The organism is Corallococcus sp. AS-1-12, from assembly GCF_020036995.1.
Lineage (GTDB): Bacteria > Myxococcota > Myxococcia > Myxococcales > Myxococcaceae > Corallococcus.
The window spans coordinates 149748-171584 of the sequence record NZ_JAIQDD010000006.1 but is presented as its reverse complement, the minus strand read 5'-3'; the positions used below and the strand labels follow the sequence as shown (position 1 = coordinate 171584).

Below are 21837 nucleotides of genomic sequence, written 5' to 3'. Positions count from 1 at the left end.
CCGCCTCAGCGCGTGGGCAGCACGGTGGAGTAGCGCCCGGTGCTGTCGGACACCGTCTGCGCGAGCAGGATGGACTCCGGCCGTCCCCCCACCGTCACCACGCGGAAGAAGCGCACGGACGCGTTCGCCGCGATGCCGTCCGGCGCCAGGGCCGGGTCCGGGGGCAGGGTGATGCGGCCGCTCAGCGAACGGCCCCGTGACAGCGTGAAGGCGGCCAGCGTCATCACGTCCGACTCGGAGGTGCCGGCCGGCACGGTGACGAAGCGGCTGACGCGCGGCAGGTTCTCCCCGGGCAAGAAGTCCAGCCGGTACTCGCCCGGGTCCAGCGCCAGCGAGAAGCTGCCCTCGCTGTTGGTGGTCAGGGGCGACTCGAAGCCCAGGGGCGGCTGCGGATAGCCCTCCAGGGCCCCCACCGGCTCCACCACGACGCGCACGCCCGACGCGGGGCCGGTGCCCTCCGGGTTCCTCACGCTGCCCGCCACCGTCATGCGCGCCGGGCACGCCACGTCCGGCAGCACCGTGTCCACCGCCGCCACCGCCACCTGCTGGGGCGTCAGGCGCGAGCGCGAGCCCGGCGGCGGGACGATGACCAGCGTGAGCGGGGACTCCGCGACGCCGGGCGGGGACGTGAGCTGGTAGCGCCCCTGTGCGTCCGTCAGCACCGGCACGCCCTTGAAGGTGCCGCCGCCGGCCACGCGGCCCTGGAGCGACACGCGCGCGCCGGCCATGGGCGTCTGGCCGTCCATCTCCAGCACGCGGCCCTCCACCCGCACGGGCGCGCCGGGGTCGCCCAGCTCCAGCGGGGCGGGGAGGGTGCTGGACGGCACCACCACGAAGGTCTTCCAGGGCACCAGGTCCCCGGCGTCCACGGGCGTCGCGCGCAGGAGCACCGTGGCGCGCGCGGCGTCCTCCGCGCTCAGCACCAGTTGGAACGCCCCCGTATCGCGGGCCACGCGGGCGCGCTGGGACAGCGGGCGCAGGGACTCATCCAGCACCTGCACCTCCATGTCCGCGTCCACCCGCTTCGAGCCCTGGAGCACCAGCGTCCCCGTCAGCGTCACCACGCGCGAAGCGGTGGGCAGGTCGAAGGCCACCGCGCCGCCCGACGAGGGATCCACGACGGCGTCGCGCGACAGGGGCGGCAGGGCCGGGTCCACCGGCGTGAGCGTCACGGTGTACCTGCCGCTGCCCACGGGCAGCACCCACGCGCCGTCGTCCGGGGTGAGCGTCGTCTCATAGCGCCGCGCCACGCCCGGGATGAGGCGGCTGTCGCCCGTGGCCAGCAGGTGGATGGGGGCGCGGTAGGGCAGGGGGGCCGTGCCGCCGTCCGCCGCGGCGGTGGTGCCGCGCGTGACGGTGCCCGCCAGGCGCACGGGGCTGAAGAGCTCCAGGTTCTGCTCCGCCCGCAGCCGGTCCACCGGGAAGTCCTGCGCGAGCAGGCCCGCCTTGGGGTGGGGCTGCACCTCCACGACGATGTCGCCGCCGGGGTTGCCGCAGCCGTCCACGAAGCACACCTGGCCGGCGGCGCACTCCGCGTCGGAGCGGCACACCAACTGCTCCGGGGGCGGCTCTTCCTTCAGGAAGTCGCACCCGGCCCCGGTCAGCCCGAGCGCCAGCGCCAGGGCCCGGAGCGCGCGCCTCACTGGCAGTCCCCCGCCACGGTGTTCACCACCCACGAGTACGAGGTCACGAAGCCCGGGTTCTTCACCACGCCGCCGTCCGCGAGGAACACCTCGTCCGGCGGATCCGGCTGGCGGTTGGTGAGGTGCCGGTCGGTGACGAGCGCCTCCACCAGGTGGATGCCCGGCGGGGCCAGCGGGTTGTTGGCCGAGCGCAGGTCCATGCGCAGCGTGCCGCGGTCGTCACGGCGGGGCTGGCCGGTGTTGGCGAGGACGATCTGCCGGTAGAAGCCCGTGGGGTTGGACGGGTTGTAGTCCACGTACCACTCCACGGTGATGCGGTCGTCCACGTCCAGGTCCTCCACCACCACGTTGAAGTCCTGGGTGCAGCTCCCCACGCCGAACGCGCGCAGGATGCGCTCGGAGGGCTCCACCTGCTCCTCCAGGATGCGCGGCGGCCGGTTCTTGAACTGGGGCACGCTCTCCAGCAGCGCCTCGTCCTGGGGGATGAGGCACCCGGAGCCCGTCGCGAGCGCCGCGATCCCCAGGGCCGTCACCAGCGGCTGGAGGAGGCCCCGGGACTGTCGCGTCGCGTGACGGTGCATGGCGTGGCTTGGAGGAACGCTATAACAGTTCCTCGTTCTCCTCGGGAGGAAGCGGACCGCCCGTCTTCTCCGCCTCCAGCTTCTCCAGGTGGCGGAAGATGGTGCGGGGATCCACGCCCAGGTCCTTGGCCGTCTTGGTGCGGTTGCCGTTGTTCCGGGCCAGGACCTCGTTGATGTAACGCTTCTGGAACTCTTCCTTGGCCTGGAGCAGCGGCATGATGGGCTCCAGGTTCTCCGGCTTGAGGTCCAGGTCGTCCGCGCCGAGCAGCGGCTTGTCCGCCAGCACCACCGCCTTCTTCAGGCGGTTCTCCAGCTCCCGGATGTTGCCCGGCCAGCCGTACTTCTTCATGGACACGGCGGCCGCGGGCGTGAAGCCGCGCGCCTTGGAGCTGAACTCGCGCGCGTACTTCTGCAGGAAGAAGCGGCCCAGGACGATGACGTCCTCGCCGCGCTCGCGCAGGGGCGGCAGCTTCACGGTGACGACGTTGAGCCGGTAGTAGAGGTCCTCGCGGAACGTGTTCCGCTTCACCTCTTCCTCCAGGACTTTGTTCGTCGCGGCCACCACGCGGATGTCCACCGGCTCGCCGCGGTTCTCGCCGACCTTGTAGACGACCTTGTCCTGGAGCGCGCGCAAGAGCTTCACCTGGAGCTGGAGCGGCATCTCGCCGATTTCGTCCAGGAAGAGCGTGCCGCCGATGGCCGCCTGGAACTTGCCGGGCCGCGTGGCCACCGCGCCGGTGAAGGCGCCCTTGGCGTGCCCGAACAGCTCGCTCTCCAGCAGGTTCTCCGGGATGGCGCCGCAGTTCACCGTGATGAACGGGCCCTTGGTGCGCGGCGAGCGGCGGTGGATCTCCCGGGCGATGAGCTCCTTGCCCGTGCCCGTCTCGCCGGTGATGAGGACGGAGATGTCCGTGGGCGCGATCTTGTCGATGCGCTTGTACACGTCCCGCATGCCCTGGCACGCGCCCACGATGTCGCCGTAGCGCTGGTCCTCCAGCTTGCGGCGCAGCTCCGTGTTGTCGAGCTTCAGGTCGTTCACGAGCAGCGCGTTCTGCAAGAGCAGGGACGCCTGCGCCGCGAACACGGTGAGCATGTCCAGGCTCTTGGGCTCGAAGCGGTTCACCAGCCGGTCGTTGCCCACGTAGAGCACGCCGAACAGGTCGCCCTTGTGCATGACGGGCACGCACATGACGGAGTGGACCTTGAGGTTCACCACGGACTCGCTGGCCTTGAACTCCGGCGCGTCCAGCGCGTCCGCGACGATGATGGCCTTCTGGTCCTTCACCACCTTGGCGATGATGGAGTCGGACAGCTTCTCCACCGCGTCCTCGATGTTCTCCCGGGCCACGTTGCGCGCGGCCTTCACGCGCGGCTCGCCGCTCTCCATCAGGATGAGGAAGCCCTTGTCGGCGCGGGTGACCTCAATCGCCTCGTCCAGCAGGCTCTCCAGGATGCGGTCCACGTCGTAGCTGCCGAAGAGCCGCTCGCTGAAGGCCGTCAGCCGCTTGAGCAGCACCAGCTCCCGGCCCACCACGCCGGGCAGCTCCGCCGTGTGTGAATCCGACGACGCGGTGGCGGCGGAGGGCAGGGACACCTCGCGCTCGGGCACCTCGCGGCGCACGGGCTCGCGGGGGGCGTCCTCGCGGGAGAAGGTCAGCTCGGTGCCGCCGACCTTGACCACGTCGCCGGTGGCGAGCGCGTGGTTGTCCCGGCGCTTGCCGTTGACGTGGAAGGTGGCGCCCAGGCTGCCCACCTCGTAGCGGGTGCCGTCGAAGGTGACGTGCAGGGCGCTGGCGGGGACGCTTGGGTCCTCCAGCGGCACGTCGTTGTCGGATCCCCGCCCCAGGCTGGTGATGCGCTTGAGCAGGGAGACCGTGCGGACCTTTCCATCGGGGGTGCGGACGGTGAGGCTGGCCATGGGTGGACTTTGGTTCGGGGCTAGAACGTGAGGGAGAAGCCGGCGCCCAGCCCACCACGGGTGGAGTACAGCCGCACGCGCGGCGGCGCGGCCTGGGAGACGGAGGGAGAGGGCTTCGGTTCGGGGCGGGACTCGACGGTGGTGCTGGTCACCACCTGGTCCTCGTGGTGGTAGACGGCGTCCACCACGCCCAGGGTGTAGACGGTGTAGAAGCCGGTGGCGGACGCGAGCTTGAGCAACTGCCAGGTGTCCGCCTGCCGGGCGCGGTCCGTGGGGATGTAGCGGATGGGGATGGAGGCCCGGCCGTCCTCATCCAGCACGTTGTCCAGGTTGACGAGCCGCTCCTCGAAGAGCGAGTCGTACGCGAAGAACGCGATGATGCTGGTGATGGCCAGCACGCCCTCGGTGGCGGCGATGGCGATGCCCATGCCGTTGCGGCCCTGCTGGAACTGGCCGGCGCCGAAGGGGACGAAGTTGACCAGGAAGTTGCGCTTCTCCACAGTGCGCACGGTGACCTGGCGGGCCAGCTCCTCCGCGCGGCGGCGCTGCGTCTCCAGGGCGACGCGCTCCTGCTCCCGGCGCTCCTGTTCGGCCTTCTCGCGCTCCAGGCGCAGGCGCTGCTCCTGGCGGAGGAACTCGCGCTCGCCGGACATCTGGTTCTTGAGGTCCTCGAAGTAGGCGACGGCCGGGGGCGGGACGACGAAGGGGTCCAGGCTGAAGTCGGGATCCAGCCGGAGCACGGCGCGCAGGTGGCGCTCGGCCTCGTCCGTCTTGTTGAGGTTGAAGGCGGACAGGCCCGCGAGCTTGTGCAGCTCCACCAGGTCCTCTTCCGGCAGGTCGCCCCGGTCGATCCGCTGGCCGGCGCGCTCCAGCACCTCCGCGTATTTGCCGTATTCGAATGACGAGCGCAGCGCGGCGACCTCCGGATCCGCGCCCATGGGCGTCTGGGCGCGCGCGGACGCGGGGCCGAGCAGGGCGGCCAGCAGGAGGACGACGAGGAGCAACGGGCCACGGCTCATTCGGGGGCCAGTCTCCCGCGCAGGGTGGTGGGCTTGCCGGGCTCCAGCAGGACGACGCGCTTCTCCGTCTTGTAGCCGGGGGAGGAGATCTCCACCTCCACGCGGTGCTGGAAGCTGGCGGGGCCGCGGGGGGAGCGGATGTCGAAGGGGTGCTGGAGGCTGTCGTGCGCGGTGCGCTCCACGTCGCCCACGCGCACGGTGGCGTCCGGCGGCTGGTAGTCCATGGCGAGCTGCGAGGACTTCAGCAGGGCGCGCAGGCGGAAGACGTTCTCGCCGTCCGGCTTCACGTCGATGGTCTCCGTGGCGTCCTCGCAGTAGCCGCAGGAGACGGTGACGGTGTGCTGGCCCGGGGACAGGTGCACGTCGTGCTGCGCGAGCTGCTGCGTGCCGGCGGGGCCGCCGTCCACGCGGATGGAGCCGTAGGGGCGCACGAGGATGGACACGGGGATCCTGCCCGCGCGCGCGGGCCTGGAGTCGTCCTGGGGGTCGAGGCTGGCGACCACCGTGGGGCGCGAGGGCGTGCGCTCCGGAGGGGAGGGGACGCGGGGCGAGGAGTCCGTGGGAGGCGCGAGTGCGTCGCGGCCGGGAGTCCCCGTGCCGGTGGGCCGCGAGCCCGGGGCCTGCGCGGCGCCCGTACCGTCGGGTGAGCCCGCCGTGCCGCCCGTGCCCGTGCCGCCGTGAAGGGCGCCCTTACCGTCGGGTGAACCCGTTACGCCACCCGTGCCCTGCGCGCCATTGGGGATGCCCGTACCGCCGGGTGAACCCGCCGGGCCGCCCGTGCCCTGTCCGCCGTGAAGGGGGCCTGTGCCGTTGGGGGCCGCCGTGCCGCCCGTGCCCTGCGTTCCCGCGGACGCAGCGGCGCCAGCAGCGACCTGCGCTCCCGGGGCCTTCGGCGTCTCGGGCGCGCTCGCGTTCATCCGGGACACCTGCCAGCCGCCCAGCCCCAACGCGAGCGCCACGCCCGCCCCGATTCCCACGCGGATGCCACGCCTGCGCCACGTGCGCCGCCGCTGCTGACGCTGGATGCCCTTGAGCAACCCCAGCGCCCGTTCATTCGTCGCGTCCAGCGCCAGCACGTGGTTGAGGCACGCCAGCGCGCGCGGCGTCCGCTTCTCCGCGAGCTGCCGCTCCCCGCGCTCCAGCAGCGCCGCGACGATGCGCTGGCGCGCGAGCCGCTGGTACGACGGCGGATCCGCGAAGAACGAGATCAGCTCCTCGCCCACCCGGGAGAACCCCAGCCCCGCCAGCGCGTCCGCCAGCGCGTCGCGCAGCTTCCCCGCGTTGGGGTAGCGCCGCGCCGGGTCGCGCTGGAGGCACGTCGCGCAGATCTCCGCCAGCTCGTCCGACAGCGTGGGCACGCGGCGGCGCGGGTCTTCGTACGCCCCGTCCAGGATGCGCTTCAACGTCGCCGTGGTGTTCGACGCCGTGAAGGGCAGCCGGCCCGTCATCAGCGCGTAGAACATGATCCCCAGGCTGAAGACGTCCGCCTCCGGCCCGGCCTCCAGGCCCTCGATGATCTCCGGCGACATGTGCGCGGGCGAGCCCACCAGCGCGCCCGTCACCGTCATCCGGTCCTCGATGTCCAGCAGCCGCGCGATGCCGAAGTCCATGAGCTTGAGGACCCCGTCCTCGCGCACCATGACGTTCTCCGGCTTCAGGTCGCGGTGGATGACGCCCGCCTCGTGCGCGTGCGCCAGCGCCGCCGCCAGCTCGTGGATGATCATCGCCGCCAGCTCCGGCGGCTCCAGCGGGCCCTCGTCCAGGTACGTCTTGAGCGTGCGGCCCCGGATGTACTCCGTGACGATGAAGGCGTCGTGCGCCTCCGCCGAGGAGAAGTCGAACACCTCCAGGATGTTGGGGTGGTGCAGCTTCGCCACCGCGCGGGCCTCGCGCGCCAGGCGACGGCGCGACTCGTCCTTGCCGGCCAGGTGCGGGTGCAGCACCTTCACCGCGACCTCGCGGTCCAGGGCCGTGTCCAGGCCCTTGTACACGACGCTCATGCCCCCGGAGCCCAGCTCCTCCAGGATGCGATAGCGACCGATATGGCGGCCGACGAGCGTCATGGCGTGCGGTGCGCGCTCTCCCCTCAGTCCCCGAACCCGATGCCCATGCTCCGCGCGAACCGCACCAGGTCTCCCCGGACGTCCACGCGGCGCTCCTTGCGAGACTCACTCAGCGGCACGGGGATGACGTCGTTGTTCCTGAGCGCCACCATGTGCCCCCACTGTCCGTCCCGCACCAGGTCCAGCACCTTGCACCCGTAGCGCGTGGCCAGCACCCGGTCCGCCGCGCTCGGGCTGCCGCCGCGCTGCAGGTGGCCCAGGACGGTGACGCGGATCTCCGCCTCGATGTGGCTGGCCAGCAGATCCGCGCACACCTTGCCGGAGCCGCCCAGCCGCACCACGCCCCGGCCCGGGATGTCCGCGGCCTCCGCCAGCACGGACAGCGCGCCGCCCTCCGGATACGCGCCCTCCGAAATCGCGATGATGGAGAAGCTGCGCCGCCGCGTGGCCCGCTTCTTCAGCGTCTCCAGCAGGGACTCCACGCGGTACGGAATCTCCGGGATGAGGATGAGGTCCGCGCCGCCGGCGATGCCGCTCTCCAGCGTGAGGAAGCCCGCGTGGCGGCCCATGATCTCCACCACCATCACGCGGTCATGCGCCTCCGCGGTGGAGTGCAGCCGGTCCAGCGCCTCCGTGACGATGAGCCGCGCGGTGTCGAACCCGAACGTCTGGTCCGTGCCGGACAGGTCATTGTCGATGGTCTTCGGACACCCGACGACCTTCAGCCCCTTCTCCGCCAACTGGTGCGCGATGGACAGCGTGCCGTCCCCGCCAATGGCCACCAGGCCGTCCAGCCGCAGCTCCTCGCAGCGGCGCAGGACCTGATCCGACACGTCCCGCGTCACCCAGCCCGTGCCCTCACGCACCGGGTAGGAGAACGGGTTCGCCTTGTTGGACGTGCCAAGAATGGTGCCGCCCTTGGGCAGGATGCCGCGCGTGTCCTCCAGGCCGAGCGGGCGGACGAGCTCCGGCTCCACCAGGCCCATGTAGCCGTTCTCGATGCCCACGAACGAGTGGCCGAACTCGAGCACACCCCGTCGCACGAGGCCTCGGATGAGCGCGTTGAGTCCGGGGCAGTCACCACCGCCGGTGAGGACGCCAAGTCGAAGAGGTCGAGCCATAGGAACGAAGAAAGTCGGACGCGGGTGTCAGTGGGGACGGGCGACACTATGACAGCAACGTCGGTGCGGATAGTAGGTGCCACCCCCAGGGGGTGCAACGCACGAATCAGCGGTGCTGTCGGATCCGCGCTCGGAGGGACGCGGGGGCGGCCCCTCAGTCGCGCTTGATGCGACGCCGGGAGGCCAGCCGGTCCAGGAGGGCCTGGAGGCGGTCCTCCTTCTGCGCGGGGAGGGCCCGGTCCGTGGGGGACTGCACGGGCATCTCGCGGGCCATCCGGTACAGCTCCTCCAGCCGCTCCAGCACCAGCTCGTTGCCGGGGCGCTCCTGGAGCGCCCGGCGGTATGCGGCGGCGGCGCCCACGTAGTCACCCAACGTGAAGAGCCGCTCGCCCTCCTGCATGGGCGAGGGCGGGCCCAGCGGGAGGCGCTGGGGCTCGCGCACGCGGTTCTTCAGGTGCTGCAGCTCCTCCGGCTGGAGGCTGTCGCGCAGGTGGGCCAGCTTGGCCGCCAGCGCCTCCTCGCGCGGAAAGGCGGCGAGCAGGTGCTCGAAGAGCTCGAACGCCTCCGCCAGCTCACCCCGGCGCAGGGCGCGGTCGGCACGTGCTTCCATGTCGGCCCGGGCGGCAGGGGTCATCTCGCGCGGCAGAGTAACTGTTGCCCACCCGGGATGTCACATGCGGAAAAGCCTGCGCTCGGCGGGCCGCATCGCTTCTCAGGCGGGCGTCGCGGAGGACTCCGGCAATACCGCGCTTTCCGCGCTCCGGGCGCTCCGCCTCCAGTGGCGGAAGAGCCACACGGCCACCAGCCCGTTGAGCAGCAGCCCGAAGACGCCCTCGCCGTTGAACACCCAGACCTGACCGCCGAAGAGCCCCGGCCGGCCGTTGTAGACGCTGCCGAAGAGCAGCGGGTTGATGAGGTTCCAGCTCACGTGGAAGAGCGCGGGCGGCCAGATGGAGCGCGACGCCATGTAGAGCTGCGCGAACACCACCGCGGCCACGGCGATGGACAGGAGGAACGTCACGTTCTGCCCCACGTGCCCGCGCTGCGTGGAGGAGAAGATGAGCGGCAGGTGGAACGCGGCCCACACCGGCATGGTGATGGCCGCGGCCAGCGCCGGCCGGTGCATCCACCAGCGCGCCAGCGTCCCGCGCCAGCCCACCTCCTCACCCAGCTCGCTGGGGACGCCGAAGCCCACGACGGGCCACCACACCAGCGCGAACAGGCCGTGGCGCAGCCAGCGCCAGCGCTCGGGCAGCTTCGCGCCCAGCTTCTCCACCCAGCGCCAGCGCACGGAGGCCGCGGCCAGCCACCACGTGATCGTCAGCGCCCAGAACAGGAGGATCATCACCGGCACCGTCGCCACGCCCGTCACCCCGAACGGGCCCTTGAGCAGCTCCGGCTGGTACGTGATGAAGGCCGCGTCCCCGGTCACGAAGCGGATCGCGTAGGCCAGCGGCGCGATGACGGCGCCGTACGCCAGGGGCAGCGCCAGCCCCACGAGCCACCACTTCCAGCCGGGGAAGGCGAAGCCCACCGCGGAGGGCGGCTCGCGACGGAAGAACCACGAGCACGCCAGCCCCACGATGCCGGGCACGCACATCATCCAGCGCATCAACCACACGGACTTCTCGCCGCCGGCGATGAACGCCACGGCCATCGTCCAGCTCACCGCGAGCGTCACCGCGATGAACGTGAGGGTTTCTTTCCGGGGATTCCTCATGTTCCGGAGCATACCGGTTGGGCTCGTCCCGTCGAGCCCTACGTACGAGGGGAGGGCGGGCCAGGCCGCCCCGCGCCCGCGTGCGCTTTTCAGCCCTTGAGGTGGACCTGCTGCGCGCCCTGGAGCCGCTCGGCCTGGAGGCCGCGCTCGCGGGCGGTGGTGAGCAGCAGATCGGACTCCTTCATGCGGGGCGTCTCCGGCGTGGCGGCCGGTCCGATGATGTGCTCCATCCAGGGCTCCAGGCCCATGGCGTAGTTGAAGAGCCGCTTCGCGCCCACCAGCTCCAGCAGGCGCAGGCCCTCGGTGGAGTTGCTGCCGCGGCAGCGGCGGTTCTTCTCCAGCTTGCGGTCGCGCTTCTTGGGGAAGAAGCCCTCCATCATCCAGGTGTGCGGGGCGCCTTCGATCTCCGTGTTCATGAAGACCGTTTGCAGCTCGCCCACCGTGCTTCGCAGGTCGCGGTACGTCGTCTCGTCCACGCACATGGAGTCGGCGGCGAAGAACAGGCGCTCCTCGCCGGTGCGGATGATCCACGCCGTCTTGGCGTGGGCCACGTCGCCGTGCTCGCCCATGAACGGCGCGGCGATGATCTCCCCGTCCGCGATGGGCAGCGACTCGTAGAAGTAGGGCTCCAGCACGTTCTTGAAGCCGAGCGCCTTGCCCAACAGCCGCGGCGAGTAGTCACCGGCCAGGGCGCCGCTGGCGCGCGGCACCATCAGCGTCCCGATGCGGTGGCGCAGGCGCAGCAGCGTCTCGATGTCCAGGTGATCCGGGTGGCTGTGGGTGATGATCACGTAGTCGATGCGGCGGGGCAGGTCCGCGAAGGACATGCGCTCCAGCGGGCCCACCTTCTCCGGCCGCACCGGCACCACCGCGTCGATGAGGATGGACGTGCCCTTCCACTCCACCAGCACGCACGCGTGGCCCACGTAGCGGATGCGCGGCCCCGGCCCGCTCCACGTCTCCGGAAGGGTCTGCGGCGCCTCCGTGAGCAGGGGCATCAGGTCCGCGTCGGACTTCACCGCGTCGCCCAGCAGGTCGCGGATCCACTCCAGCGGCTTGGGCTCCAGGTCCAGGCTGAACAGCTTGTCCAGGCGCTCGTCGTGGAAGGGCACCTTCCAGTCCAGGTGCCCCGCCTCCATCAGGCGCGGCGTGGTGAGCAGCGAGTCGCGCTCCGCGTCCGCCTTCAGCCGGCGGATCCGCATCGACTGGAGGTCCGACTTGTAGTGGCGCCCCCGGTACAGCAGGCCCTCGTGCACCCGCATCGACGGGCGGTTCACGTAGTCGTACACCAGCTCCACCACGCCCTTGAGCGGCTCCGGCAGCCGCGCGTACAGCGGCTCCAGGGACTGGCCCTTGGCCTCCGCCAACAACTGCGTCTGGAACTCGTCGAACGCCTCCGCCAGCTTGATGTTGTCCTCCTGCGCGGCGGTCATCCGCTGCATGAGCGCCCGCACCTCGTCCGCGCGCTCCGGCGCGATGCCCACGAACGAGCTGCCGCTGAGCGCCGGATCCTTCGCCGCCTTCGCGTGGAAGTCCGGCGTCTGCAGGTAGGCCTTCAGGAGCGGCAGCAGGTAGGCCTGCAGATGCAGGCTCGCGGGCATGGGCGCCACCGTCATCCACCAGGCCTGGAAGTCCTGGACGAGCGGTTCAACGAGAGTGGCGTCCGCGAGGCGATACAGGGGAGCGGTCATGATGGGTGCGTGCAATCGGAGAGACGCCCACACCCTGACAAAGCTCCAAGCGGTTCCGAGGGTGGAACTCGCGGAGTCAAGGCAGGTCGGGGCGGGTGCTGAAGACCAGGATGCAGAGCTGACAAGCGAATCTGAGCGATTCGAGCAAATTGTTCAAGTTCAGTAGAACCCATTCCTAGTGGTATTCTCGTATCCAGTTCTGCTCCCCCGGATCCATTGCAAGGGCGCCTGTGCCACGCACGTTGTGTGCGTGAGCCCTACAGGCAGTCGGCCCACTGAAGCCCTTGCGGTGTTCTCCGGCTTTCCTGATGGGTTCTTCCTTGTCGCGTTCCCTTGAGCTGACGCCCTCGCATTCCACCCTCGTCGAAATCTTGCGGAGCCGGGCCGAGTCGCGGTCCGATCAGCCGCTGTACACCTTCCTGGATGACGCGGGTCAGGAAGACGGAACGCTGAGCTACGCGGGGCTGGACGCGCGGGCCCGGCGGATCGCGGTGGCGTTGCGGAAGGTTGCGAAGCCGGGCGAGCGCGTGATGCTGCTGTATCCGCCCGGCCTGGAGTACGTGGCGGGCTTCTTCGGCTGCCTCTACGCGGGGCTCGTCGCGGTGCCGGCGTATCCGCCGGATCCGATGCGGCTGGAGCGGACGCTGCCGCGCCTGCGGGCGATCATCCAGGACGCGAGCGCGACGGTGGTGCTCACCACGTCCGGCATCCTGTCCATGACGGAGTTCGTCTTCGAGCAGGCGCCGGACCTGCGCTCGCTGCACTGGATGGGGACGGACGAGCTCCCGGCGGGGGGCGAGGCGGACTGGACGCCGCCGGCGGTGGACGCGTCGACGCTGGCGTTCCTCCAGTACACGTCCGGCTCCACGGGCTCGCCCAAGGGCGTGATGCTGAGCCACGGCAACCTGGCGCACAACCTGGCGCTGATCACGGACGCGTTCGAGCTGGGCCCCAGCAGCTCGGCCGTCATCTGGCTGCCGCCGTACCACGACATGGGGCTCATCGGCGGCATCCTCACGCCGCTGTACGCGACGTTCCACGCGGCGCTGATGTCGCCGCTGACGATGCTCAAGAACCCGCGCGTGTGGCTGGAGGCCGTCAGCCGCTACAAGGCCACCATCAGCGGCGGGCCGAACTTCGCGTTCGACCTGTGCGTGCGGCGCATCCCGGCGGAGGAGCGGCAGGCGCTGGACCTGAGCTCGTGGCGGGTGGCGTTCACCGGCGCGGAGCCCGTCCGCCCGGCGACGCTGGATCGCTTCGAGCAGGCCTTCGGGCCGCACGGCTTCAAGCGTGAGTTCTTCTTCCCGTGCTACGGCCTGGCGGAGGCGACGCTGCTGGTGTCGGGCGGGCGCGTGGAGGCGCCGCCGGTGCGCTGCGCGCTGGATGCCCAGGCGCTGGAGCAGCGCCGGGCGGTGCTGGTGGACGCGGCGAAGCCGGAGGCGCGCGTCCTGGTGGGCTGCGGCGACGAGCGGCCGGGACACCCCGTGGTCATCGTGGATCCCCAGACGCGCGAGGCGTGCGCGCCCGGCGGCGTGGGGGAGATCTGGGTGCGCGGCCCCAGCGTGGCGCAGGGCTACTGGAACAAGCCGGAGGCGACGGCGGAGGCGTTCCAGGCTCGCGTGAAGGGCACGGACGAAGGGCCGTTCCTGCGCACGGGCGACCTGGGCTTCATGCGGGACGGCGAGCTGTTCGTCACCGGCCGGGCCAAGGATCTGATCATCATCCGCGGCCGCAACCACTACCCGCAGGACATCGAGCAGACGGTGGAGGAGAGCCACCCCGCGCTGCGCGCCGGCAGCGTCGCGGCGGTGTCCCTGGAGGTGGCGGGCGAGGAGCGCCTGGTGGTGGTGCAGGAGATCGACCTGCGCAAGGCGGGCAACCTGCGCAAGCAGGTGGACATGGCGGAGGCGGCGGTGAAGGAGATCCGCCAGCGCGTCGCCGAGCGGCACGAGGTGCAGGTGCACGCCGTGGCGCTGATCGAGCCCGGCAGTATCCCGAAGACCTCCAGCGGGAAGATCCAGCGCCACGCGTGCAAGGCGCAGTTCCTCGCGGACGAGCTGCGCACGGTGCTGGTGTGGCGCGAGCCGGGGTTCGAGGAGGCGGAGGCGTCGGAGGAGTCCCCGGAGCCCGCCGCGGCGCCGGTCCGTGAGGACGTGCCGGAGGCCGCCCGGGCCACGCTGACGTGGCTGGTGGAGCGCGTGGCGGAGCAGTTGAAGGTGCCGGCGAAGACGGTGGACGTGCGTGAGCCCATCACGCGCTACGGCCTGGACTCGCTGAGCGCGGTGGAGCTGGCGCACGCGGTGGAGAAGGGGCTGGGGATCTCGCTGCCCATGGAGCTGCTGCTCCAGGGCCCGAGCCTGGTGGAGCTGGCGAAGCGGGTCACCGCGTCGAAGCAGGAGCCGAAGGCGGCGGCGCTCGCGCCCCGGCCGCGAGGTGCCACGCAGCCGCTGTCGTTCGCGCAGCAGCGCCTGTGGTTCCTGGACCGGCTGGAGCAGGGCAGTGCGCTCTACAGCATCCCGGGCGCGGTGCGGCTGGACGGCGCGCTGGATGCGGAGTCGCTGCGGCGGAGCCTGGAGGAGATCGTCCGCCGGCACGAGTCGCTGCGCACGACCTTCCGCGAGGAGAACGGCGAGGCGGTGCAGCTCATCCACCCGGCGAAGGCCTTCGAGCTGCCGGTGGTGGACCTGACGGGCTTCCCGGAGGCGTCGCGCGAGGCGGAGGCGCGGCGGTGCGTGGACGAAGAGGCCGTGCGCCCGTTCGACCTGGGCGCGGGGCCGCTGGTGCGCGCGCGGTTGCTGAAGCTGGGTGCGGCGAAGCACGTGCTGCTGGTGACGATGCACCACATCGTCTCCGACGGCTGGTCCATGGGCGTGCTCGTGCGTGAGGTCGCCGCGCTCTACGACGCGTTCCGTGGCGGGCGGGGTTCTCCGCTGCCCGAGCTGCGCGTGCAGTACGCGGACTTCGCGCAGTGGCAGCGGGAGTGGCTGCTGGGCGGCGTGTTGGAGAAGCAGGTCGGCTACTGGAAGCAGCGGCTGGCCGGAGCGCCCGCCGTGCTGGAGCTGCCGACGGACTTCGCGCGTCCCGCGGCGCAGACGTACCGCGGCGCGAACGTCCCGGTGAAGCTGGGCGCGGAGCTGAGCAAGGCGCTGGGCGCGCTGGCGAAGAAGGAAGGCGTCACGCCGTACATGCTGCTCCTGGCGGCGTTCCAGGTGCTGCTGGGGCGCTACAGCGGGCAGGACGACATCTCGGTCGGTTCGCCCATCACGGGCCGCACGCGCGCGGAGACGGAAGGCCTCATTGGCTTCTTCGTCAACACGCTGGTGCTGCGCACGAAGCTGTCGGGCAACCCGTCCTTCCGCGCGCTGCTGGCCCAGGTGAAGGAGACGACGCTGGGCGCGTACGCGCACCAGGACGTGCCGTTCGAGAAGCTGGTGGAGGAACTCCAGCCTCAGCGCAGCCTGAGCCACGCGCCGCTGTTCCAGGTGATGTTCGTGTTGCAGCAGGACGTGCTGCCGCACTTCCGTCTGCCGGGCGTGGAGCTGTCGCCCTACGACGTGGAGTCGAAGACGGCGAAGTTCGACCTCACGCTCTACCTGACGGAGACGGTGGGCGGGCTGGAAGGGACGCTGGAGTACAACACGGACCTGTTCGCGGCGGCGACGGCGCGGCGGATGATGGAGCACCTGCGGGTGCTGCTGGAGTCGCTGCTCACGGATCCGGGCGCGAAGCTGTCCGACCTGTCGCTGATGGGCGCGCAGGAGAAGCAGACGCTGCTGAAGGGCATGTCGGGGACGGACCTGGCGGCCCCGGTGAGCGGGACGATGCAGGCGCTCTTCGAGGCGCAGGCGGCGCGCACGCCGGACGCGGCGGCGGTCTACTTCGACGGGCAGGTGCTGACGTACGCGCAGTTGGACGCGCAGGCGAACCAGCTCGCGCATCACCTGCGTGGCATGGGCGTGGGTTCGGACACGCTGGTGGGCGTGAGCCTGGAGCGTTCCGCGCGGATGGTGGTGGCGCTGCTGGGCGTGCTGAAGGCCGGTGGCGCTTATGTGCCGCTGGATCCGGCGTACCCGCGTGATCGCCTGGGCTGGATGCTGGAGGACGCGCAGGCCCCGGTGGTGCTGACGCAGCAGAAGCTGCTGGGCGTGCTCCCCGAGCACTCCGCGAAGACCGTCTGCGTGGACACGGACTGGGCCGTGATCGCGCGGCAGCCGACCACGCCTGTCGCGACGAGCACGGGCGTGGGGAACCTGGCGTACGTGCTGTACACGTCGGGCTCCACGGGCCGTCCGAAGGGCGTGGCCATCGAGCAGCGCAGCGTGGTGGCGTTCCTGCACTGGGCGAAGGCGGCCTTCACGAAGCAGCAACTGGCGGGCGTGCTGGCCGCGACGTCGCTGAACTTCGACCTGTCCGTGTTCGAGGTCTTCGCGCCGCTGAGCAGCGGTGGCGCCGTCATCGTCGCGGAGAACGCGCTGGCCCTGCCGACGCTGAAGGACGCGGGCCGGGTGACGCTGGTGAACACGGTGCCCTCCGCGATGGCGGAGTTGGTGCGCAGCCAGGGTGTGCCGGAGTCCGTGCGGACGGTGAACCTCGCCGGTGAGCCGCTGCTGAGGCGGCTGGCTCAAGCCATCTACGGGCTGAAGAACGTGGAGGGCGTCTACAACCTCTACGGCCCGACGGAAGACACGACGTATTCGACGTACACGCGCGTGGAGAAGGACGGCGCGCGGGAGCCGACGATTGGCCGTCCGCTGACGGGCTCGCGCGCGTACGTGCTGGACGCGTGGCTGCGTCCGGTGCCGCAGGGCGTGCCGGGCGAGCTGTACATCGCGGGCGCGGGCCTCGCGCGCGGCTACCTGGCCAAGCATTCGCTGACGGCGGAGCGCTTCGTGCCCAACCCGTTCTCGGAGCAGCCTGGAGCGCGGATGTACCGCACGGGCGACCGCGTGCGGTGGCTGGCGACGGGCGAGCTGGAGTACCTGGGCCGCATCGACTTCCAGGTGAAGGTGCGTGGTTTCCGCATCGAGCTGGGTGAGGTCGAATCGGCGCTGGCGTCTCAGCCCGGCGTGCGCGAGTCCGTGGTGGTGGTGCGCGAGGACGTGCCCGGCGACAAGCGCCTGGTGGCGTACGTCGCGGGCGCGTCGCTGGACGTGGCCGAGCTGCGCAAGGGGCTGAAGGCGCGGCTGCCGGAGTACATGGTGCCGTCGGCGTTCGTGGTGCTGAACGCGCTGCCGCTGACGCCGAACGGGAAGGTGGACCGCAAGGCCCTGCCGGTGCCGGAGGCTCAGGCCGGGTCCCAGTACGTGGCGCCGCGTACGGCGACGGAGGAGCAGGTCGCTACTCTCTTCGCGCAGTTGCTGCGCGTGGAGCGCGTGGGCGCGGAGGACTCGTTCTTCGAGCTGGGCGGACACTCGCTGCTGGCGATGCAGTTGGTCTCCCGGCTGCGCGCGGCCTTCGGCGTCGAGGTCCCGCTGCGTTCGCTCTTCGAGCTGAGCACGGTGGCTTCGCTCGCGTCGTTCGTCGACGGGAAGAAGCAGCAGGCGGAAGGCGCGAACCTGCCGCCGATGAAACGGGTGTCGCGTGAGGGCACGTTGCCGCTGTCGTTCGCGCAGCAGCGCCTGTGGTTCCTGGACCGGCTGGAGCAGGGCAGCGCGCTCTACAACGTGCCGGGCGCGGTGCGTCTGGAGGGCGCGCTGGACGTGGAGGCACTGCGGCTGACGCTCCAGGAGATCGTCACGCGGCACGAGTCGCTGCGCACGACGTTCCGTGAGGACAACGGCGAGGCGGTGCAGGTCATCCACGCCGCGGGCCGGATGGACCTGCCCGTGGTGGACCTCTCGGCCGTGGCCGAAGCGGCCCGCGAGAAGGAGGCCCAGCACCGCGTCAACGAAGAGGCCCTGCGGCCCTTCGATCTGGGCACGGGCCCGCTCTTCCGCGCGAAGCTGCTGAAGCTGGGTGAAGCGCAGCACGTGCTGCTGGTGTCGATGCACCACATCGTCTCCGACGGCTGGTCGCTGGGCGTGCTCGTGCGCGAGATGGCCGCGCTCTATGAGGCGCACTCGCAGGGCCGCGCCATGCCGCTGCCGGAGCTGGCGGTGCAGTACGCGGACTTCGCGCAGTGGCAGCGGGAGTGGCTGCTGGGTGGCGCGCTGGAGAAGCAGGTCGGCTACTGGAAGCAGCAGCTCTCCGGGGCTCCGGCGCTGCTGGAGCTGCAGACGGACTTCGCGCGCCCGGCGGTGCAGACGTACCGGGGCGCCACGGTGCCGGTGAAGCTGGGCGCGGACCTGAGCCGCACGCTCAACGCGTTGGCGAAGCAGGAAGGCGTCACGCCGTACCAGTTGCTGCTGGCGGCGTTCCAGGTGCTGCTGGCTCGCTACTCGGGTCAGGACGACATCTCGGTCGGGTCGCCCATCGCGGGCCGGACGCAGGCGGAGACGGAAGGGCTCATCGGCTTCTTCGTCAACACGCTGGTGCTGCGCACGAAGCTCTCGGGCAACCCGAGCTTCCAGCAGGTCCTCCAGCAGGTGCGCGAGACGACGCTGGGCGCGTACGCGCACCAGGACGTGCCGTTCGAGAAGCTGGTGGAGGAGCTTCAGCCTCAGCGCAGCCTGAGCCACGCGCCGCTGTTCCAGGTGATGTTCGCGTTGCAGCAGGACGTGCTACCGCACCTGAAGCTGTCGGGCATGGAGCTGTCGCCGTACGACGTGGAGTCCAAGACGGCGAAGTTCGACCTGACGCTCTTCCTGACGGAGACGGCGAACGGGCTGGAAGGGACACTGGAGTACAACACCGACCTCTTCACCGCGGCGACGGCGCGGCGGATGACGGAGCACCTGCGGGTGCTGCTGGAGTCCGTGGCCGTGCGCCCCATGGCGAAGGTGTTCGACCTGGCGCTGATGAGCGCGCAGGAGAAGCAGTCGCTGCTCAAGGACATCTCGGGGACGGACCTGCCGGCCCCGGTGAGCGGGACGATGCAGGCGCTCTTCGAGGCGCAGGCGGCGCGGACGCCGGATGCGGCGGCCGTGTACTTCGACGGGCAGGTGCTGACGTACGCGCAGTTGGAGGCGCAGGCGAACCAGCTCGCGCACCACCTGCGTGGCATGGGCGTGGGCCCGGACACGCTGGTGGGCGTGAGCATGCAGCGCTCGGCGCGCATGGTGGTGGCGCTGCTGGGCGTGCTGAAGGCCGGTGGCGCGTATGTGCCGCTGGATCCGGCGTACCCGCGTGATCGCCTGGGCTGGATGTTGGAGGACGCGCAGGCGCCCGTGGTGCTGACCCAGCAGAAGCTGCTGGGCACGCTGCCTGCGCACTCGGCGCGCAACGTCTGCCTGGATACGGATTGGGAGACCATCTCCAAGCACCCTGTGTCGCGCGTCGATGCGCGCACGAGCCTGGGGAACCTGGCGTACGTGCTCTACACGTCGGGCTCGACGGGCCGTCCGAAGGGCGTCGCGATTGAACAGCGCAGCGTGGTGGCCTTCCTGCGCTGGGCGACGGCGTTCTTCACGCCGCGGCAACTGTCGGGCATGTTGGCGTCGACGTCGCTGAACTTCGACATCTCGGTGTTCGAGGTCTTCGCGCCGCTGAGCGTCGGTGGTGCGGTCATCGTCGCGGAGAACGCTTTGGCGCTCCCGACGATGAAGGACGCGAGCCGGGTGACGCTGGTGAACACGGTGCCCTCCGCGATGGCGGAGCTCGTGCGCAGCCAGGGCGTGCCGGAGACCGTGCGGACGGTGAACCTCGCGGGCGAGCCGCTGCTGAACCGGCTGGCGCAGTCCGTCTACGGACTGAAGAACGTGGAGGCCGTCTACAACTTCTACGGTCCGACGGAAGACACGACGTACTCGACGTACCTGCTCGTGGAGAAGGGCGCGACGCGGGAGCCGACGGTGGGCCGGCTCCTCACGGGCTCACGGGGGTACGTGCTGGATGCGTGGCTGCGTCCGGTGCCTCAGGGCGTGCCGGGCGAGCTCTACATCGCGGGCGCGGGCCTCTCGCGAGGCTACCTGGGCAAGCCGGCGCTGACGGCGGAGAAGTACCTCCCCAATCCCTTCAGCGACGAGCCCGGCGCGCGCATGTACCGCACGGGCGACCGCGTGCGCTGGCTGCCGAACGGCGAGCTGGAGTACCTGGGCCGCTTCGACTTCCAGGTGAAGGTGCGTGGCTTCCGCATCGAGCTGGGTGAAGTGCAGTCGGTGTTGTCCACGCAGCCCGGCGTGCGCGAGTCCGTGGTGGTGGTGCGCGAGGACGTGCCGGGCGACAAGCGCCTGGTGGCGTACGTGGCGGGCGCGTCGCTGGATGTGGCGGAGCTGCGCAAGGGGCTGAAGGCGCGGCTGCCGGAGTTCATGGTGCCGTCGGCGTTCGTGGTGCTGAACGCGCTGCCGCTCAATCCGAACGGCAAGGTGGACCGCAAGGCGCTGCCGGCGCCGGAGGCCCAGACCTCGCAGGGCCAGTACGTGGCCCCGCGCACGGCGACGGAGGAGCAGGTGGCCACGCTCTTCGCGCAGTTGCTGCGCGTGGAGCGCGTGGGCGCGGAGGACTCGTTCTTCGAGCTGGGCGGCCACTCGCTGCTGGCGATGCAGTTGGTCTCCCGGCTGCGCGCCGCCTTCGGTGTCGAGATCCCCGTGCGCGCGCTCTTCGAGTCGCCCTCGGTGGCGACGTTGGCCGCGTCCGTGGACACGGCCATCTCGGGCCGTGATGCGTCCAAGGCCCCGGCGATCACGCCTCGGCCCCGGAGCGCCACGGAGTCGCTGTCGTTCGCGCAGCAGCGTCTGTGGTTCCTGGACCAGTTGGAGCAGGGCAGCGCCTTCTACAACGTGGCGGGCGGTGTGAAGCTGGAGGGCGCGCTGCATGTGGAAGCCATGCGGCGGGCCCTGGAGGAGATCGTCCGCCGGCATGAGTCGCTGCGCACGACCTTCCGCGAGGAGAACGGTCAGGCGGTGCAGGTCATCCACCCGGCGCAGGCCTTCGAGCTGCCGGTGGTGGAGGTCTCCGGTGTCCTGGACTCGGAAGCGCGGCGGCTGGCGGAGGAAGAAGCCGCGCGCCCGTTCGATCTGGGCACGGGCCCGCTCTTCCGCGCGAAGCTGCTGAAGCTGGGCGAGGCGAAGCACGTCCTGCTGGTGACGATGCACCACATCGTCTCCGACGGCTGGTCCATGGGCGTGCTCGTGCGCGAGGTCGCCGCGCTCTACGAGGCCCAGGTCCTCAACCAGAAGTCGCCGCTGCCGGAGCTGGCGGTGCAGTACGCGGACTTCGCGCAGTGGCAGCGGGAGTGGCTGCTGGGCGGGGTGCTGGAGAAGCAGGTCGGCTACTGGAAGCAGCAGTTGGCCGGGGCTCCGGCGGTGCTGGAGCTGCCGACGGACTTCGCGCGTCCGGCGGTGCAGACGTACCGGGGCGCGAACGTCCCGGTGAAGCTGGGCGCGGACTTGAGCCGCACGCTGAACGCGCTGGCGAAGCAGGAAGGCGTCACGCCGTACCAGTTGCTGCTGGCGGCGTTCCAGGTGCTGCTGTCCCGCTACAGCGGCCAGGACGACATCTCGGTGGGCTCGCCCATCGCGGGCCGGACGCAGGCGGAGACGGAAGGGCTCATCGGCTTCTTCGTCAACACGCTGGTGCTGCGCACGAAGCTGTCGGGCAACCCGAGCTTCCAGCAGGTGCTCCAGCAGGTGCGTGAGACGACGCTGGGCGCGTACGCGCACCAGGACGTGCCGTTCGAGAAGCTGGTGGAGGAGCTCCAGCCGCAGCGCAGCCTGAGCCACGCGCCGCTGTTCCAGGTGATGTTCGCGTTGCAGCAGGACGTGCTGCCGCACCTGAAGCTGTCGGGCGTGGAGCTGTCGCCGTACGAGGTGGAGTCCAAGTCGTCGAAGTTCGACCTGACGCTGTCCCTGACGGAGACGGCGGGCGGGCTGGAAGGGACGCTGGAGTACAACACCGACCTGTTCGCGGCGGCGACGGCGCGGCGGATGACGGAGCACCTGCGGGTGCTGCTGGAGTCCGTGTCGGCGCGTCCCTCGGCGAAGCTGTCCGAGCTGGCGCTGATGGGCGCGCAGGAGCGTCACCAGGTGCTGGTGGCGTGGAACGA

General features: G+C 70.8%; 10 protein-coding genes (1 of these 10 cut by a window edge). 1 reads left to right on the top strand and 9 read right to left on the bottom strand.

All coding sequences use genetic code 11. From position 1 onward, the window contains the following. Positions 1-5 precede the first annotated feature (5 nt). From K8556_RS12350 to K8556_RS12310, 9 genes are all read right to left on the bottom strand, one after another. The gene (locus tag K8556_RS12350) at positions 6-1643 is read right to left on the bottom strand and encodes a carboxypeptidase regulatory-like domain-containing protein (RefSeq protein WP_223740253.1); all 1638 of its coding nucleotides are present in this window, start codon (positions 1641-1643) and stop codon (positions 6-8) included. Next, on the bottom strand, positions 1640-2224 hold the full coding sequence (locus tag K8556_RS12345) for a hypothetical protein (protein ID WP_223740252.1): 585 nt from the start codon (positions 2222-2224) through the stop codon (positions 1640-1642). The genes K8556_RS12350 and K8556_RS12345 overlap by 4 nt, the downstream gene beginning before the upstream one ends. Positions 2225-2243: 19 nt before the next feature. Then, on the bottom strand, positions 2244-4142 hold the full coding sequence (locus tag K8556_RS12340; RefSeq protein ID WP_223740251.1) for a sigma 54-interacting transcriptional regulator: 1899 nt from the start codon (positions 4140-4142) through the stop codon (positions 2244-2246). Between the two features lie 20 nt (positions 4143-4162). Beyond that, positions 4163-5161 carry a tetratricopeptide repeat protein gene (locus K8556_RS12335; RefSeq protein ID WP_223740250.1) on the bottom strand — a complete coding sequence of 333 codons (999 nt, stop codon included), beginning with the start codon at positions 5159-5161 and terminating at the stop codon, positions 4163-4165. After that, the gene (locus K8556_RS12330) at positions 5158-7224 is read right to left on the bottom strand and encodes a serine/threonine-protein kinase (RefSeq protein ID WP_223740249.1); all 2067 of its coding nucleotides are present in this window, start codon (positions 7222-7224) and stop codon (positions 5158-5160) included. The genes K8556_RS12335 and K8556_RS12330 overlap by 4 nt, the downstream gene beginning before the upstream one ends. Positions 7225-7247: 23 nt before the next feature. Further along, positions 7248-8345, bottom strand: a complete 1098-nt coding sequence (locus K8556_RS12325) for a 6-phosphofructokinase (protein ID WP_223740248.1) — start codon at positions 8343-8345, stop codon at positions 7248-7250. A 154-nt stretch (positions 8346-8499) separates the two neighbouring features. Then, positions 8500-8979, bottom strand: coding sequence for a hypothetical protein (locus tag K8556_RS12320; protein WP_223740247.1), 480 nt, complete (start codon positions 8977-8979; stop codon positions 8500-8502). Positions 8980-9057: 78 nt separating this feature from the next. Beyond that, positions 9058-10065 (bottom strand): CPBP family intramembrane glutamic endopeptidase, encoded by a 1008-nt coding sequence (locus K8556_RS12315; protein WP_223740246.1) that lies wholly within the window; start codon positions 10063-10065, stop codon positions 9058-9060. 89 nt (positions 10066-10154) lie between these two features. Further along, on the bottom strand, positions 10155-11756 hold the full coding sequence (locus tag K8556_RS12310) for an MBL fold metallo-hydrolase (protein ID WP_223740245.1): 1602 nt from the start codon (positions 11754-11756) through the stop codon (positions 10155-10157). 320 nt (positions 11757-12076) lie between these two features. Here K8556_RS12310 and K8556_RS12305 point away from each other — a divergent pair, with 320 nt between their 5' ends. Then, on the top strand, positions 12077-21837 hold the 5' portion of the coding sequence (locus K8556_RS12305; protein WP_223740244.1) for a non-ribosomal peptide synthetase. The gene runs 21742 nt beyond the window's last position; only the first 9761 of its 31503 coding nucleotides appear in the window; it begins with the start codon at positions 12077-12079; its stop codon lies beyond the right edge, outside the window.

What these genes read in the sequence shown, in the direction of transcription:
- K8556_RS12345 (WP_223740252.1), bottom strand. Translation starts at nt 2,224, where the DNA reads ATGCACCGTCACGCGACGCGACAGTCCCGGGGCCTCCTCCAGCCGCTG.
- K8556_RS12340 (WP_223740251.1), bottom strand. Translation starts at nt 4,142, where the DNA reads ATGGCCAGCCTCACCGTCCGCACCCCCGATGGAAAGGTCCGCACGGTC.
- K8556_RS12335 (WP_223740250.1), bottom strand. Translation starts at nt 5,161, where the DNA reads ATGAGCCGTGGCCCGTTGCTCCTCGTCGTCCTCCTGCTGGCCGCCCTG.
- K8556_RS12330 (WP_223740249.1), bottom strand. Translation starts at nt 7,224, where the DNA reads ATGACGCTCGTCGGCCGCCATATCGGTCGCTATCGCATCCTGGAGGAG.
- K8556_RS12325 (WP_223740248.1), bottom strand. Translation starts at nt 8,345, where the DNA reads ATGGCTCGACCTCTTCGACTTGGCGTCCTCACCGGCGGTGGTGACTGC.
- K8556_RS12320 (WP_223740247.1), bottom strand. Translation starts at nt 8,979, where the DNA reads ATGACCCCTGCCGCCCGGGCCGACATGGAAGCACGTGCCGACCGCGCC.
- K8556_RS12315 (WP_223740246.1), bottom strand. Translation starts at nt 10,065, where the DNA reads ATGAGGAATCCCCGGAAAGAAACCCTCACGTTCATCGCGGTGACGCTC.
- K8556_RS12310 (WP_223740245.1), bottom strand. Translation starts at nt 11,756, where the DNA reads ATGACCGCTCCCCTGTATCGCCTCGCGGACGCCACTCTCGTTGAACCG.